The organism is Streptomyces sp. NPDC047043 (assembly GCF_040644055.1).
In the GTDB taxonomy this organism is placed as follows: domain Bacteria; phylum Actinomycetota; class Actinomycetes; order Streptomycetales; family Streptomycetaceae; genus Streptomyces.
The window spans coordinates 183,950-198,088 of the sequence record NZ_JBEYVO010000011.1; the positions used below are offsets into that span (position 1 = coordinate 183,950).

Genomic DNA, 14,139 nt, shown 5'->3' on the forward strand with positions numbered 1-14,139 from the left:
GCCACCTTGCCTCGACCCGGAGAATCTCGACATCAACAAACTATTGAACTTCCACAATGAGGAAACTAGTATCCACTGTTCAGAAGCGCCCTACCGCTCCCCGGGCGTTCCTCGCCGTACCCGGTTCGACTGGCACCCGGTGCCACCGCTGAAGGAAGTGACAGCTCATGTCCGCACCAGCGCCGTCCCCGCTGGCCATCGTCGACGCCGAGCCCCTGCCCCGGCAGGAGGAGGTCCTCACCGACGCGGCACTGGCCTTCGTGGCCGAGCTGCACCGGCGGTTCACGCCGCGCCGTGACGAACTCCTCGCCCGCCGCGCCGAGCGCCGCGCCGAGATCGCCCGCACCTCCACCCTCGACTTCCTCCCGGAGACCGCCGCGGTCCGCGCGGACGACTCCTGGAAGGTGGCCCCCTCCCCCGCGGCCCTCAACGACCGCCGCGTCGAGATCACCGGCCCCACCGACCGCAAGATGACCATCAACGCCCTCAACTCGGGGGCGAAGATCTGGCTCGCGGACTTCGAGGACGCCTCCGCGCCGACCTGGGAGAACGTGGTCCTCGGTCAGGTCAACCTGGCCGACGCGTACACCCGCACCATCGACTTCACGGACGAGAGGTCGGGCAAGTCCTACGCCCTGCGCCCCGATGAGGAGCTCGCGACCGTCGTCATGCGGCCGCGCGGATGGCACCTCAACGAGCGGCACCTCGTCGACGCCGACGGCTCCCAAGTGCCCGGCGCCTTGGTCGACTTCGGCCTCTACTTCTTCCACAACGCCCAACGGCTGCTCGACCTGGGCAAGGGCCCGTACTTCTACCTGCCGAAGACGGAGTCGCACCTCGAAGCGCGCCTGTGGAACGAGGTGTTCGTCTTCGCGCAGGAGTACGTCGGCATCCCGCAGGGCACCATCCGCGCGACCGTCCTGATCGAGACGATCACGGCGGCCTACGAGATGGAGGAGATCCTCTACGAACTCCGCTACCACGCCTCGGGGTTGAACGCCGGCCGCTGGGACTACCTGTTCTCCATCGTCAAGAACTTCCGTGACGGCGGCGCCAAGTTCGTCCTGCCGGACCGCAACGCGGTCACGATGACGGCCCCGTTCATGCGGGCGTACACCGAACTCCTCGTCCGCACCTGCCACAAGCGCGGTGCGCACGCGATCGGCGGCATGGCGGCGTTCATCCCCTCGCGCCGGGACGCCGAGGTCAACAAGGTGGCCTTCGAGAAGGTCCGCGCCGACAAGGACCGCGAGGCCGGCGACGGTTTCGACGGCTCCTGGGTGGCCCACCCGGACCTGGTGCCGATCGCCATGGAGTCCTTCGACAAGGTCCTCGGCGACAAGCCCAACCAGAAGGACCGGCTGCGCGAGGACGTCCACGTCGAGGCCGCCGACCTGATCGCCGTCGACTCCCTGGACGCCAAGCCGACGTACAACGGCCTGGTCAACGCCGTCCAGGTCGGCATCCGTTACATCGAGGCCTGGCTGCGCGGCCTCGGTGCGGTCGCCATCTTCAACCTCATGGAGGACGCGGCCACCGCGGAGATCTCCCGCTCGCAGATCTGGCAGTGGATCAACGCGGGCGTCGAGTTCGAGAACGGTGAACTCGCCACCCCGGAGCTGGCCCGCAAGGTCGCCGCCGAGGAACTCTCCGACATCCGCCAGGAGATCGGCGAGGAGGCCTTCGCGGCCGGCCACTGGCAGCAGGCCCACGACCTGCTGCTCCAGGTCTCCCTCGACGACAACTACGCGGACTTCCTGACGCTGCCGGCGTACGAGCAGCTCAAGGGCTGAGCACCCGAAGGCAGTTCACTTGTCCGAGTGGCCCAGGGACTTTCCCGGGGCCACTCGGTCGCGTACGGCCTGCTTGACGGCCGTGGGCTCCGGGAAGCCCTGTTCCTTGCGGTCCCAGACCACCTCGTCGTCGACGCGGACGACGAAGATTCCGCCCTTGCCCGGCTTCAGCGCCAGTTCGGACAGCTCCGCCTCGAAGGTGGTGAGCAGTTCCTGCGCCAGCCAGGCCGCGCGGGGCAGCCAGCGGCACTGGGTGCAGTACTCGATCTCGACCCGCCGCTCGCCCACTGAAGCTTCCGTCATCCGAGGTGCACCGACCAATCCTGTTCCGCGGCCGGCTTGCCGTGCAGGTCGGGGACCCGCTTCAGCCACTTCGGCCGGCCTTCCTGTGTGCGCGCCGCCCGGAGGGCCTCCTCGGCGGCGAGTTCCTCCCGGGTGGGGAAGTCGGTGGGCAGCCAGGCCGCGGAGGCCTGCACGCGCGCGTGGAGGTGGTCGACGTACGCCGCGCGGGCCTCGTCCGGCGAGGCGAAGTCGGTGAGCCAGGCGTCGGGGACCTCCGCGACGATCTCCCGCAGCAGCTCCGTCGTCACCCTCGGCGCCAGTTCGGCGTCGGCCGCGCGCACGTCCGGCGCGTAGTGGCCGAGGGCGTGGTGCCGGAAGTCGTAGGCCTTCTCGGGGTCGGAGCCGTCCCAGCGGTGGTGGAAGACGAGGGCCGCACCGTGGTCGATGAGCCACAGGCGCGGGGGTGCGACGCCGAGCGTCGGCCAGATCATCAGGTTCGAGCTGTGGACCGTGCGGTCGACGTTCGCCGTCAGCGCGTCGAGCCAGACGATCCGGCCCGCCTCCACCGGGTCCACCGGGAAGCTCTCGGCCACCTCCGGCGTGAAGTCCCTCGCGCCCGGCAGATAGTCCATGCCGAGGTTGAGGCCGTTGCTGGCGGCGTGGAGTTCCCGTACCTCCTGGTGCGGCTCGCTGTCGGCGATCGCCGGGTCGAAGTGGACCAGGACCAGTTCGGGGAAGCGCAGTCCGAGCGCGCGGGCCAGCTCACCGACGATCACCTCGGCGACCAGCGCCTTGCGGCCCTGCGCGGAGCCGGTGAACTTCACGACGTACGTGCCCAGGTCGTCGGCCTCGACGACTCCGGGCACGGAGCCGCCGGACCGCAGCGGGGTCACGTATCGAACAGCAGTCACATCGCGCAGCACACCCGCCAGGGTATGTCAGCCGGTCAGCTCGCCAGGGGGTTCGGCAGGGGCAGGTAGCGGGCGTCCGCGCCGTCCGCGCCGGTCCAGCGCAGCAGGAGGTTGGTCTTGCCGGGGAGGGTCGGGGAGGTGAGCAGGGCGGCGATCTCGGGGAGGTCGTGGCGGGAGAGCTCGCGGCGGGCGGCGGGCCAGGGGTCGAGGCCCGGCCGGCGTTCGGCCAGGGCCGCGGCGATCTCGGCGAGGTGGTTGACGACCAGGCAGTACACCAGCCGCTCCCAGCCGGCCTCCCGGGACACCTCCGCCAGCAGTTTCACGCCCTCCGCGTCCCGGAACAGCGCCTGCACGGGCAGGCCGTCGGCATCGACCGCGACCAGCGTGTTCTGCAGATGCGCCTCCACTACGACGCCGTGGTCCGCGAAGGCCGTCAGAGCCGGGGGTACGACCGTCTTCAGGTACGCCTCCCACCAGCCCGCCGGGTCGGCCGTGCGGTCGAGCGGGGAGCCGTCGAAGCCTTCCACCAGGCCCGCGGCGAGCAGTGGGGTCGCGCCGGGCAGCAGGTGGCCGTGGAGTCCGTCGCGGACCAGGACGGCGAGTTCCTCGAAGGCGAAATCGGCGGTGCGGTAGCCGCGGTCGCTCAGCCAGGCCGCCGGGCCCGGCACGGCGGCGAAGGCCGACCTGACCGCCGTGTCCGTCCGGCGGAGTTTCAGCAGGTCGTGGCGCCACAGCCGGCGGATGTCGTTGGTGATGCGGACGTCGAGGCTGAACTTCAGGAACAGGTCGCGCCCGGGGGCGTACAGGGTGCGGATGGCGGCCGTCGGCCAGGCGTCGAAGTCGGTGGTGCCGAGCCGTACGAGCCGCCCGTCCGCGAAGGCCTCCTTCAGGTCGACGAGCCCCAGCTGCCAGGGGTGGGCGGGCAGCAGCCGGTAGCCGGGCGGGGCCTCGCCGAGCGCGTCGAGCGCGGAGGTGTCGCCCTCCTCGACGACCGTGTCCTCGCGCACGCCGAGCAGCACCAGCGGGAAGCGGGCGTGCGCCTCGGGGGCGTACGGCAGCCAGCCGGCCACCGGGCCGCCGCCGCGTGCCTTGGGCGCCGGGTGGTAGGGGTGCCCGGTGATCAGGGACTGCTCGGAGCGGAGATACGGGTCCTCGGGCGCCGTCGCCCGGGCGCGCGCGGTGAGCAGCGCGGCCACCGCGTCCCGGCTGTCGATCATCTCGGCGGGCAGCTCGTGGTTGGACAGGCCGGTGTGGCGGCGCAGTTCCTCGGAGACGAGCTTGACGAGCTCGGTGTGGCCGATGTGGTGCCAGTGGCCCGCCGCGTACACCTCGGGCTCGGCGGGCCGCCGTTCGCCGCGCACCCGCAGCAGCCGGTCGACGCCGGGCAGCCGGTAGGTCCGGCGCGCTGCGCTCTGCCCGAGTGGCTCCGCCACCTCGCGCAGCAGACAGTTGAGGAGCGGCGCCGACGCGTACGCGTCGGCGCGGACGGCGGCGTCGGCACCGGCATGCGGGGGGATGAGAACCACGCGATCCACTCGTTCCCTGAGGTCCGTTCGGGCGGAGACGATCAGTATGTATGCCGTCACCTCCCGTGCGTGACGCCCTACTCGTACCCGAGGAGCCCGCCCGTGCACCGTCCCCACCCCGCGGAGGCCGAGGTCGCCGACGAGCTCGCCGCCGTACGCCCCGGCCTTCTGGAGCGGTACGCGGCCGAGCTGCCCGGCGCCCGGGCGGCCGTGCTGACCCGGCTGTGGCGGGCGCTCGCCCACGAACCCCTGCCGTGGATCACCGGCCGGCAGCCGGGCCGGGAGGGGCTCGCCCTGCGGCTGCGGGACGGCCGCCGGCTGCACGGGCCGACGCCGGACCCCTACGCCACCGCCGCGTACGTCACCGCCGTACACCTCAACGGCGTGGCGTACGACCATCCGGCGCGGCTGATGACCGACCTCGCCGTCCCGCACTGTGCGGACTTCGCGGCCGAACTCGGACACAGCGTCGCGTCGTTGGCGCTGTCGCGGGCCGGGCAGGAGGGCCACGCGAACAGGTGGCCGTCGGCCGACTGGCAGTGGGAGCAGCGGGTGGTCGACGGGCATCCGTACCACCCGGGCTGCCGTTCCCGGCCCGGCTTCTCGGTGGACGAGCAACTCGCCTACGGGCCCGAGCACCGCCCGCTGGTGACGCTCGGGACGCTGCCGGTGCGGGCGGAGGAGTGCCTGGTGACGGGAGCATGGCCGGACGAACTGCGCGATGGCGGGCGGCTGTTGCTGCCCGTGCATCCGTGGCAGGCGGCGCACGTGCTCAAGCGGACGTGCGAGGACGGATTCGCCGCGCATCCGCTGATGTCACTGCGCACGCTCGCGGTGCCCGGCGGGCCGCACGTCAAGACCGCGCTGAGCGCCCGGCTGACGTCCTCGGTGCGGGACATCTCGGTCTACTCGATCGGGCTGTCGGCGACCCTGTCGGCCTTCGCGGAGTCGCTGGCCGCACGCTCGGACGGCCTGTTGCACGTCACCCGCACGCTCGGCGCGGCCACGGCCGACTCGCCCGATCTGGCCGCCGTACTGCGGGAGTCGCCGCAGACGTACGCGGCCACGGACAGCGGCGAACGGGTCGTGCCGGTGGCCGCACTCGCGACCACCTTGCTGCCCGAATCCCCTGACTGGCTCGCCGAGTTCACCCGCCTCACTCTCGCCGTCGGCCTGCGCCTGCTGGAACTGGGTGTGGCCCTCGAGGCGCACGGCCAGAACCTCCTCGTCGTCCTGTCGCGGACGGGTGCCCCGCTACGGCTGGTCTACCGCGACCTCGCCGACATCCGGGTCAGCCCGGCCCGGCTGACCGGGCACGGCATCCCGGTGCCGGAGCTGTCCGGACGGATCGTCACGGACGACGAAACGACGCTGCGACGCAAGCTGTTCGGGTCGCTGGTCGCGGGCGCCCTCGCGGGTACCGCGGGTTCGGCGACGGCACTTCGAGAAGCACTGGAGACGGCCGTACGGGATCTGCCGCGCACCCCCGATCTGGTCGCACTGGTCGAAGAGCCGCTGCCCACCAAGGCGTTGACGCTGATGCGGATGTCGCCGGGGACGCCCGGGGACCAGTGGGCACAGCTGCCCAACCCCTTGGTCCGACGGTTCGTTTTGGAGCCCGGCGCATCTGATCAATAAGATCCGCCGATGATCAGAACACAACGGCTGGCGGCAGGAGTGTGCGCCCTGCTTGCCGCCCTGGCGGCCGGGCTCGCGTTCCCGGCCGCGGCGAGCGCCGGCGAACCCACGGGCGAGGCCACCCCGAAGGTCGATCTCGTGCTCGACGTCAGCGGTTCCATGCGGACCCGGGACATCGACGGCGGCACCCGGATGGCGGCCGCGAAGCAGGCGTTCAACGAGGTCCTCGACGCGACGCCCGAGGAGGTCCAGCTCGGCATCCGCACGCTCGGCGCCAACTACGCGGGCAACGACCAGAAGACGGGCTGCAAGGACACCGCGCAGCTCTACCCGGTCAGCACGCTGGACCGCACCGAGGCGAAGACCGCGGTGGCGACCCTCTCGCCCACCGGCTGGACGCCGATCGGCCCCGCCCTGCTGAAGGCGGCCGACGACCTGGAGGGCGGCGACGGCTCCAAGCGGATCGTGCTGATCAGCGACGGCGAGGACACCTGCGCCCCGCTCGACCCGTGCGAGGTGGCCCGCGAGATCGCCGCCAAGGGCATCGGGATGACGATCGACACGCTCGGCCTGGTCCCGAACACCAAGATGCGCAAGCAGCTCAGCTGCATCGCCGAGGCGACCGGCGGCACCTACACGTCCGTCGAGCACGCCGACGAACTCACCGACAAGGTCAACCAGTTGGTGGACCGCGCGGCCGACCCGGTGGTGACGCCGGTGGCCACCGAGGGCGCCGCGCAGTGCACGGACGCGCCGACGCTGAAGTCCGGTCTGTACACGGACCGCGAGGAGTTCGGCCAGGCACGCTGGTACCGCGTGGAGGTCATGGCGGGTCAGGAACTGCGCGCCTCGGTGAGCGTGGCGGCCGACCGGTCCGTCCACCCCGACTACGGGACGCTGCTGCGGGCCGTCACCGTGCACGGCCGTGAGATCGTCCGCGGGGAGGCCGCGGGCAACGGGCGAACGGACGTCGTCTCCACCGGGCTGCGCTACGCGAAACCCGAACGGGACGACGACGACAGCGACAAGCCGGCCGCGGAAACCGTCTGCCTCCAGGTCACCAACTCCTTCTCGGCGGCCTCCGGCGTGAAGACCACGCCGGGTCTGCCGCTGGAGCTGACCGTGGACGTGGTCGACGGTCCCTCGCACTCGAGCGACGTGGCCTCCTTCGGCCTCGGGCGCGGCTGGTGGCTGCTCGGCGCACTGGTGCTGGTCGGCTTCCTCGCCGGTGTGCTCTGGGGCTGGGTGTCGCGCTGGCGGATCGCGGTCTGGAGGACCAACTGATGCGGATCACACGTGTGTTGGGCGCGGCGGCGCTGCTGTTCGGGCTGGCCGTCTCCCCGGCCGTCGCCGACTCCTCGCCCTCGCCCTCCGCTTCCTCGGACGACAGCGCGCCGACCTCGGCCGGTACGTCGTTCCGTACGGCGACCGAGGTCGAGCAGGGGCAGCAGGCCACGGCGAGCGGCTCCACGGGCGACTACCTGTACTGGTCCTTCCCCGCCGACGCCGGGCAGCGGCCCACCGTCCGGGCGACGGTGAAGCTGCCCGGGACGCACGGCTCGCAGACCTGGCAGATCGACGTCTACGACGGTCTGCGGCGCCGGCAGGCCTGCCAGTACGGGGCGCAGACGCGCACCGCGGCCCAGGGCACCGCCTCGGTCGAGCTGTCCTGCACGCTGCGTACCGTGCGCGCCTGGTCGGAGCAGTGGGCGAACGACCCGCTGCCGGGCACGTACTACATCCGGCTGACCGTGGTGAACCTGGCCGCGGCCGACCTCGGCCAGCCGGTGAGCACCTCGGTCCAGGTCGACTCCAAGGACATCGGCGGCTCGGCGGCGGTGGACGGTTCGCTGGCGAAGCCGCTGGTGCCGGGCATCGGCGTCATGGCCGAGTCCCAGGAAGAGGATTCGACCAAGGAGGCGGTGCTCGCCGGCCTGGAGCCCGACGGCGGCTGGACATCCGGCTGGTGGTCGGACCGGTGGGTGTGGACCGCGGTGGGCGCGGTGCTGGCCGCGCTCGCCGGGATCGGCGGCTACACGCTGACGCGCGGGACCGGACGGCCGTCACGGGTGCCGCCGGTAGCCTGACGGATCGTCAAAGGCCCGCCGCGCCTGGGTGCGGCGGGCCTTTTCATGCCTCCGGTTCAGGTTTCCGGTTCATGCCTCCAGGAGGGCTTTGGCCAAGGTGCCCTCTCCGCTCACCTCGATACGCCCGCCCCGCACCGCGTCGGCCAGAGTCAACTCCCCACGGCTGACGGCCGTACAGGTGTCGGCGTCCAGGACGAGGCGGGCGTCGGGTTCGCGGGGAGCGGGCCCGTCGCCGTACACGGGTCCGTCCTGCGCACCGACGTACAGATGGAAGTCTCCTTCCTCCAGCCGCACTTCGACGAGCCCCTCCCCCTCGGAACCCTCCAGCGAGCGCAGCAGCGGCAGCGCGAACCAGTGCGCCCGCAGCGCGTCCGTGGGCCGCCGCTCGCCCAGCTCGGCCCGTCCCCACACGCTCAGGGCCTGCAGCACGGGCAGCAACTCCCGCCCCCGTGCGGTCAGTTCGTAGACGTACGCCGCGCCCGGCGGCGGCAGCCGGCGCCGGGTGCTCAGCCCGTCCCGCTCCATGTCCTTCAGCCGCGAGGCGAGCACGTCCGTGCTCACGCCCGGCAGGTCCGCGTGCAGGTCCGTGTAGCGGCGGGGACCGGCCAGCAGCTCGCGGACGATCAGCAGGGTCCAGCGGTCGCCCACGAGATCGAGGGCGCGGGCGGCGGAACAGTACTGGTCGTAGCTTCGGCGTCGTGACATGCGACGCAGTCTAGACAAGTTGTTGGACTTTCCAAGCTCGAACTTGGTAAAACCAAGCAACACACGAAAGCGGAGGGGCGAGCGAGCATGGAGTTCCGGCAGTCGAGCAAGCTCAGCGAGGTCTGTTACGAGATCCGCGGTCCGGTGATCGAGCACGCCAACGCGCTGGAGGAGGCGGGCCACAGCGTGCTGCGCCTGAACACCGGCAACCCGGCGGCCTTCGGCTTCGAGGCGCCGGAGGAGATCCTCCAGGACATGATCCGGATGCTCCCGCAGGCGCACGGCTACACCGACTCGCGCGGCATCCTCTCCGCCCGCCGTGCCGTCGCCCAGCGCTACCAGACGCTCGGCCTGGAGGTCGACGTCGACGACGTCTTCCTCGGCAACGGCGTCTCCGAACTCGTCTCGATGGCCGTACAGGCGCTGATCGAGGACGGCGACGAGATCCTCATCCCCGCCCCGGACTTCCCCCTGTGGACGGCGGTGACAACGCTCGCCGGGGGCAAGGCCGTTCACTACCTCTGCGACGAACAGGCCGACTGGTACCCGGACCTGGCCGACATGGCCTCGAAGATCACGGACCGCACCAAGGCCGTGGTCATCATCAACCCGAACAACCCCACCGGCGCGGTCTACCCCAAGGAGATCGTCGAGGGCATCCTCGACCTCGCCCGCCGGCACGGCCTGATGGTCTTCGCCGACGAGATCTACGACCAGATCCTCTACGACGACGCGGTCCACCACTCCACCGCGGCCCTCGCCCCCGACCTGGTCGTCCTCACCTTCTGCGGCCTGTCCAAGACCTACCGGGTGGCGGGCTTCCGCTCGGGCTGGCTGGTCGTGACCGGTCCGAAGCAGCACGCGCGCAACTACCTGGAGGGCCTGACCATGCTGGCCTCCATGCGGCTGTGCGCCAACGCACCCGCCCAGTACGCCATCCAGGCCGCGCTCGGCGGCCGCCAGTCGATCCGCGACCTGACCACGCCGGGCGGCCGGCTGTACGAACAGCGCAATGTGGCCTGGGAGAAGCTGAACGAGATCCCCGGGGTGTCCTGCGTGAAGCCGAAGGGCGCGCTGTACGCGTTCCCGCGCATCGACCCCAAGGTGCACAAGATCCACGACGACGAGAAGTTCGTCCTGGACCTGCTGCTCCGGGAGAAGATCCAGGTGGTCCAGGGCACGGGCTTCAACTGGCCCACCCCCGACCACTTCCGCATCCTCACCCTCCCCCACGCGGACGACCTGGAGGCGGCGATCGGGCGGATCGGGCGGTTCCTGAGCGGTTATCGGCAGTAGGGGCACCGGGCGCGGGCGGGTCCGGCTCCAGGGCCGGTCAGGCGTCACAGGGCAGGCGGGAAGCACCAGCCCGGCCCTAGCCTGGAGTCATGGGTGATCTCTTTCTCGTCCGGCACGGTGAGACCGAGTGGTCGCGGTCCGGGCGGCACACCGGGTGGACCGACGTTCCGCTGACCGAGCGCGGGCGGGAGGAGGCGCGGGGGCTGGTGCCGCTGATCCGCTCGCACCGGATAGGGGCCGCGTTCGTCAGCCCGTCGCAGCGGGCACGGGAGACCGCGGAGCTGATCGGGCTGCACGAGGTGCGGGTCGACGTGGATCTGCGGGAGTGGGACTACGGCGGCTACGAGGGCAGCACGACCGTCGAGATCCAGCGCACCCGGCCGGGCTGGTTCCTGTTCACGGACGGGGTCGCACCCGGGCCGCCGGAACACCCCGGCGAGACTCCGGAGCAGGTCGGGGAGCGCGCGGACCGGATGCTCGCCAAGGTGGACGCGGCGCACGCGAACACCGAGGGGTGCGTGGTGCTGGTGGCACACGGTCATTTCCTGCGGGTCCTGACCGCGCGGCGGCTCGGGCTGCCGGCGTCGGGCGGTGCGCTGTTCCAGCTGGCGACCGGGACGTTGTGCCGGCTGGGGACGGAGCACGGGCGGCATGTGATCGCCGGGTGGAACATTCGGCCCGGGGCGTGACCCAGGGGTCGAGGCCGGTTGTCAGACCCTCGCCGTAGCCTTCGAAGCAGGTGGGAGAGGGGCTCGACGACGGGGAGGAGCACGCCGTGACGCGACCGCCGACCGCCGCCCAGCGGCGTGTCATCGACGCCGCCGATCCCGTCACCGGGCGCCTGCGGGGTACGGAGGCTCAGCTCGCGGCGCTGGTCAGGCGGGGGCTCGCCTTTCGGCATCCGCGGCCGCCGCACGATCACTTCCTGACGCCGGCCGGGCATCGCATACGGGAGGCCGTCGAGCCGGAGACGGGGACGCCTCCCGAGCCCGAACGACCCGCCGGCGGCGGTGTGTTCGCCGCGCGCGTCGGCGGTGAGGAGGAGGCCGCGGGTGACGGCCCCGCGCGTACCCGCGAGGTGCACAGTGCCTGGCAGGGGCTGCTGGAGCTGCGCCGGATGACCAATCCGGACGGGGCGACGGACCGCCCGTGCGGGTGGGAGCGCGCGCATCTGGTGCAGGCCGCCGCGCTCGCCCTGGAGGCGGCCGGCCACCGCCCCGCCGGGCCGGACCCGTCGGACGGCTACCGGGTGCGTGCGACCCCGCAGCCGGAGGCCGTCGCCGTGCACGAGCCGACGGCCGCGGGACGGCGGGCCTGCTCGCTGACGCTGGAGCGGTCGGGCTGGCAGGTGGGCGAGTACGCGGAGCCGCGCACAGGTACGCGGTATCTACTGGCCTCCCCGCGCCGGACGTGATGGGCATGCCAAGATCGGAGGTCGTTGCATCCGGCATTCGTTGCATCCGGCACGAGAGTCCAGTACGAGAAGGGAACGCAGTGAGCGAGCCGTTTTCCGTCCCGGTGACCGTCCGCGGATATGAGACCGACGCCCTCGGCCACCTCAACCAGAGCGTGTATCTGCAGTACTCGGAGCACGCCCGCTGGTCCATGCTCCAGGCCGCCGGCATCGGCCAGTCCGAGCTGATCGGCAAAGGGGTCGGGCCGGTGGTCCTGGAGACGACGATCCGCTATGCGCGGGAGCTGCGCGCGGGCGACCAGGTCGACGTGACGTGTGCCTTCGAGTGGGGCGAGGGCAAGACATTCCGGGTCCTGCAGACCATACGGAAGACGGACGGCACGGTCTCCGCCGAAGTCGTGTCGGTCGGCGGGCTGATGGACCTCACGGAGCGCCGGCTGGTGACCGACCCGCAGGGCTGCTTCCGGGCGCTGACGGACGAGCCGCAGCTGTTCGGGCTCTGACCGTGCGGGCGTCCCCCTGCGGGCCGCCCTACGCGTCGGTCAACTCCGGCTGGTGCTCGGTGTCGTAGGCCGCGCGGGACTCGGCGATGTAGACGCGGTTGCGCTCGGCCCAGTCGGTCAGGCGCTGCAGCGTCTCGTGCAACTCGCGGGCCACCGGCGTCAGTTCGTACTCGACCTTCGGCGGGACCGTCGGGTGGACGGTGCGGATGACGAGGCCGTCGCGCTCCAGGTTGCGCAGGGTGAGGGTCAGCATGCGGCGGCTGATGCCCTCGATGCTGCGCTCGAGTTCGGTGAAGCGGATGGGTCCGTGGGCGGCGGCCACGAGGATCTGCACGCTCCACTTCCCGGAGACCCTGTCAAGAACTTCACGGACCGGGCACGCGTGCGCGTTCACGACCTGCGCGGTAACACCGGTGTTCCTCTGGGACATCGGACTGCCTCCTTACGCCGCTCTCCATGGTCACTCACGATGTACTCCGTTACAAGTCGTGCACCTATGGTTCCTACGGAGATTGCGGAGGCCATGCCGCCATGACGGCCCTCATCGAGTCACCGACACGAACGGCTCATCGAACGTACTCCCGCCGGGCGTCCCTCGTCGTGCTGTGCGCGGGGGCACTGATGACGATCCTGGACGGCTCCATCGTCACCGTGGCGATGCCCGCCATCCAGAGCGACCTCGGCTTCAGCCCGGCCGGACTGGCCTGGGTCGTCAACGCCTACCTGATCCCGTTCGGCGGGCTGCTCCTGCTGATCGGGCGGCTGGGCGACCTGCTGGGCCGCAAACGGATGTTCACGGCCGGGCTCGCCGTCTTCACCGTGGCGTCCGTGCTGTGCGGGACGGCGAACAGCCAGGGCCTGCTGATCGCCGCACGGGCCGTGCAGGGCGTCGGCGGTGCGATGGCCTCGGCGGTGGTGCTCGGCATGCTGGTGGCGCTCTTCCCCGAGCCGCGCGAACAGGCGCGCGCCATCGCCGTGTTCAGTGCGGTCGGCTCGGTGGGCGCGACGCTGGGCACCTTCCTCGGCGGGGCGCTCACCGAGGCCCTGAGCTGGCACTGGATCTTCCTGATCAACCTGCCGATCGGCATCGTCGCCTGGCTGGCGGCGGTCCGGGTGCTGGCTCCGGAGCGCGGCGCCGGACTCGGCAGCGGGGCCGACTACCCGGGGGCGGCGCTGGTGACCGCCGCGCTGATGCTCACGGTGTACGTCATCGTCGGCTCCGGCGACCGCGGCCTCGCTGCGACGCTGCTCCTGGCCGCGCTCGCCCTCACCCTCTTTGCGGCCTTCGCCGTCCGCCAGGCCCGGATCGCCCACCCGCTGCTGCGGCCGAGGTTGTTCCGATCCCGTCTGCTCACGGGCGCGAACAGCGTGCAGATCCTGATGATCGCGACGATGTACGGCTTCCAGTTCATCGGCGTGCTCTACATCCAACGTGTCCTGGGCTTCGGCGAGTTGGCGACCGGCTTCGCCTTCCTGCCCGCGCCCGTCGCGATCGGTGTCCTCATGATGAGCCTGTCGGCGCGGGCGATCGGCCGCTTCGGGGCGTACCGGGTGCTGCTCGCCGGACTCGTGCTGATCACCGGCGGGATGGCGCTGCTGAGCCGGGCTCCCGTGCACGGCTCGTACGTCACCGACGTGCTGCCTGCGATGCTCCTGCTGGCCGCCGGGTTCGCGGCCGCGATGCCCCCGCTGACCGGGCTCGCCATGTCGGGGGCGCGGGAGGAGGACGCCGGGCTGGCGTCCGGGTTGTTCAACACCACGCAGGTGGTGGGAGGTTCACTGGGCCTCGCCACGCTGTCGACGCTGGCGGCGAGCCACACCGAGGGGCTGCTCGGCCGGGGTGCGCAGCTGGTGCCGGCCACGGCGGAGGGGTATCAGCTGGCGTTCCGGGTGGCGGCACTGGTCGCGGCGGGGTCGCTGGTGCTGGCGGCGGCCGTGCTCAGGACCCGTACCGAGCCGGTACGTGACTGACGGCCGCCGCCAG

At 71.6% G+C, this 14,139-nt stretch carries 14 protein-coding genes; 9 read left to right on the plus strand and 5 right to left on the minus strand.

Features of this window, described 5'->3' with window-relative positions; translation table 11 throughout:
- The first annotated feature begins 167 nt into the window (after positions 1–167).
- Positions 168–1,793 carry a malate synthase A gene (gene aceB / locus ABZ880_RS19250; RefSeq protein WP_361263972.1) on the plus strand — a complete coding sequence of 542 codons (1,626 nt, stop codon included), beginning with the start codon at positions 168–170 and terminating at the stop codon, positions 1,791–1,793.
- A 15-nt stretch (positions 1,794–1,808) separates the two neighbouring features.
- On the opposite strand, the gene ABZ880_RS19255 is transcribed toward aceB, so the two are convergent.
- Genes ABZ880_RS19255 through ABZ880_RS19265 form a run of 3 tightly spaced genes read right to left on the minus strand, consistent with a single transcriptional unit; the run spans position 1,809 to position 4,521 of the window.
- A complete protein-coding gene (locus ABZ880_RS19255) occupies positions 1,809–2,096 on the minus strand; it encodes an Rdx family protein (RefSeq protein ID WP_351329152.1) in 288 nt (95 codons plus the stop codon).
- On the minus strand, positions 2,093–2,998 hold the full coding sequence (locus tag ABZ880_RS19260) for a HipA family kinase (RefSeq protein ID WP_361263975.1): 906 nt from the start codon (positions 2,996–2,998) through the stop codon (positions 2,093–2,095). Before ABZ880_RS19260 ends, ABZ880_RS19255 begins: the two co-directional genes overlap by 4 nt.
- Positions 2,999–3,021: 23 nt before the next feature.
- Positions 3,022–4,521 carry an IucA/IucC family protein gene (locus tag ABZ880_RS19265; RefSeq protein WP_361264290.1) on the minus strand — a complete coding sequence of 500 codons (1,500 nt, stop codon included), beginning with the start codon at positions 4,519–4,521 and terminating at the stop codon, positions 3,022–3,024.
- A 93-nt stretch (positions 4,522–4,614) separates the two neighbouring features.
- On the opposite strand from ABZ880_RS19265, the gene ABZ880_RS19270 reads away from it, so the two are divergent.
- From ABZ880_RS19270 to ABZ880_RS19280, 3 genes are read left to right on the plus strand one after another with little or no spacing between them, the layout of a single operon-like run.
- Positions 4,615–6,150, plus strand: a complete 1,536-nt coding sequence (locus ABZ880_RS19270) for an IucA/IucC family protein (RefSeq protein WP_361263977.1) — start codon at positions 4,615–4,617, stop codon at positions 6,148–6,150.
- 9 nt (positions 6,151–6,159) lie between these two features.
- Positions 6,160–7,434, plus strand: coding sequence for a VWA domain-containing protein (locus tag ABZ880_RS19275; RefSeq protein WP_361263980.1), 1,275 nt, complete (start codon positions 6,160–6,162; stop codon positions 7,432–7,434).
- A complete protein-coding gene (locus ABZ880_RS19280; RefSeq protein ID WP_361263983.1) occupies positions 7,434–8,237 on the plus strand; it encodes a hypothetical protein in 804 nt (267 codons plus the stop codon). The genes ABZ880_RS19275 and ABZ880_RS19280 overlap by 1 nt, the downstream gene beginning before the upstream one ends.
- Positions 8,238–8,306: 69 nt before the next feature.
- On the opposite strand, the gene ABZ880_RS19285 is transcribed toward ABZ880_RS19280, so the two are convergent.
- Positions 8,307–8,942 (minus strand): helix-turn-helix domain-containing protein, encoded by a 636-nt coding sequence (locus tag ABZ880_RS19285; RefSeq protein WP_361263986.1) that lies wholly within the window; start codon positions 8,940–8,942, stop codon positions 8,307–8,309.
- A gap of 87 nt (positions 8,943–9,029) precedes the next feature.
- On the opposite strand from ABZ880_RS19285, the gene ABZ880_RS19290 reads away from it, so the two are divergent.
- From ABZ880_RS19290 to ABZ880_RS19305, 4 genes are all read left to right on the plus strand, one after another.
- Positions 9,030–10,238 carry a pyridoxal phosphate-dependent aminotransferase gene (locus tag ABZ880_RS19290; protein WP_361263989.1) on the plus strand — a complete coding sequence of 403 codons (1,209 nt, stop codon included), beginning with the start codon at positions 9,030–9,032 and terminating at the stop codon, positions 10,236–10,238.
- Positions 10,239–10,327: 89 nt separating this feature from the next.
- Positions 10,328–10,927 carry a histidine phosphatase family protein gene (locus ABZ880_RS19295; protein ID WP_361263992.1) on the plus strand — a complete coding sequence of 200 codons (600 nt, stop codon included), beginning with the start codon at positions 10,328–10,330 and terminating at the stop codon, positions 10,925–10,927.
- A gap of 86 nt (positions 10,928–11,013) precedes the next feature.
- The gene (locus ABZ880_RS19300) at positions 11,014–11,652 is read left to right on the plus strand and encodes a hypothetical protein (RefSeq protein WP_361263995.1); all 639 of its coding nucleotides are present in this window, start codon (positions 11,014–11,016) and stop codon (positions 11,650–11,652) included.
- An 80-nt stretch (positions 11,653–11,732) separates the two neighbouring features.
- Positions 11,733–12,155 (plus strand): acyl-CoA thioesterase, encoded by a 423-nt coding sequence (locus ABZ880_RS19305; RefSeq protein ID WP_361263997.1) that lies wholly within the window; start codon positions 11,733–11,735, stop codon positions 12,153–12,155.
- A 28-nt stretch (positions 12,156–12,183) separates the two neighbouring features.
- Here the strand turns inward: ABZ880_RS19305 and ABZ880_RS19310 are convergent, their stop codons facing one another.
- Complete coding sequence (locus ABZ880_RS19310) at positions 12,184–12,585, minus strand: helix-turn-helix domain-containing protein (RefSeq protein ID WP_361264000.1); 402 nt, start codon at positions 12,583–12,585, stop codon at positions 12,184–12,186.
- Between the two features lie 101 nt (positions 12,586–12,686).
- Between ABZ880_RS19310 and ABZ880_RS19315 the strand changes: the two genes are divergently transcribed.
- A complete protein-coding gene (locus tag ABZ880_RS19315; RefSeq protein ID WP_361264003.1) occupies positions 12,687–14,126 on the plus strand; it encodes an MFS transporter in 1,440 nt (479 codons plus the stop codon).
- The last annotated feature ends 13 nt before the right edge of the window (positions 14,127–14,139 follow it).

Coding starts and splice junctions, on each gene's coding strand:
- ABZ880_RS19310 (WP_361264000.1), bottom strand. CDS start 12,585: ATGTCCCAGAGGAACACCGGTGTTACCGCGCAGGTCGTGAACGCGCAC.
- ABZ880_RS19315 (WP_361264003.1), top strand. CDS start 12,687: ATGACGGCCCTCATCGAGTCACCGACACGAACGGCTCATCGAACGTAC.
- ABZ880_RS19280 (WP_361263983.1), top strand. CDS start 7,434: ATGCGGATCACACGTGTGTTGGGCGCGGCGGCGCTGCTGTTCGGGCTG.
- ABZ880_RS19295 (WP_361263992.1), top strand. CDS start 10,328: ATGGGTGATCTCTTTCTCGTCCGGCACGGTGAGACCGAGTGGTCGCGG.
- aceB (WP_361263972.1), top strand. CDS start 168: ATGTCCGCACCAGCGCCGTCCCCGCTGGCCATCGTCGACGCCGAGCCC.
- ABZ880_RS19290 (WP_361263989.1), top strand. CDS start 9,030: ATGGAGTTCCGGCAGTCGAGCAAGCTCAGCGAGGTCTGTTACGAGATC.
- ABZ880_RS19275 (WP_361263980.1), top strand. CDS start 6,160: ATGATCAGAACACAACGGCTGGCGGCAGGAGTGTGCGCCCTGCTTGCC.
- ABZ880_RS19285 (WP_361263986.1), bottom strand. CDS start 8,942: ATGTCACGACGCCGAAGCTACGACCAGTACTGTTCCGCCGCCCGCGCC.
- ABZ880_RS19255 (WP_351329152.1), bottom strand. CDS start 2,096: ATGACGGAAGCTTCAGTGGGCGAGCGGCGGGTCGAGATCGAGTACTGC.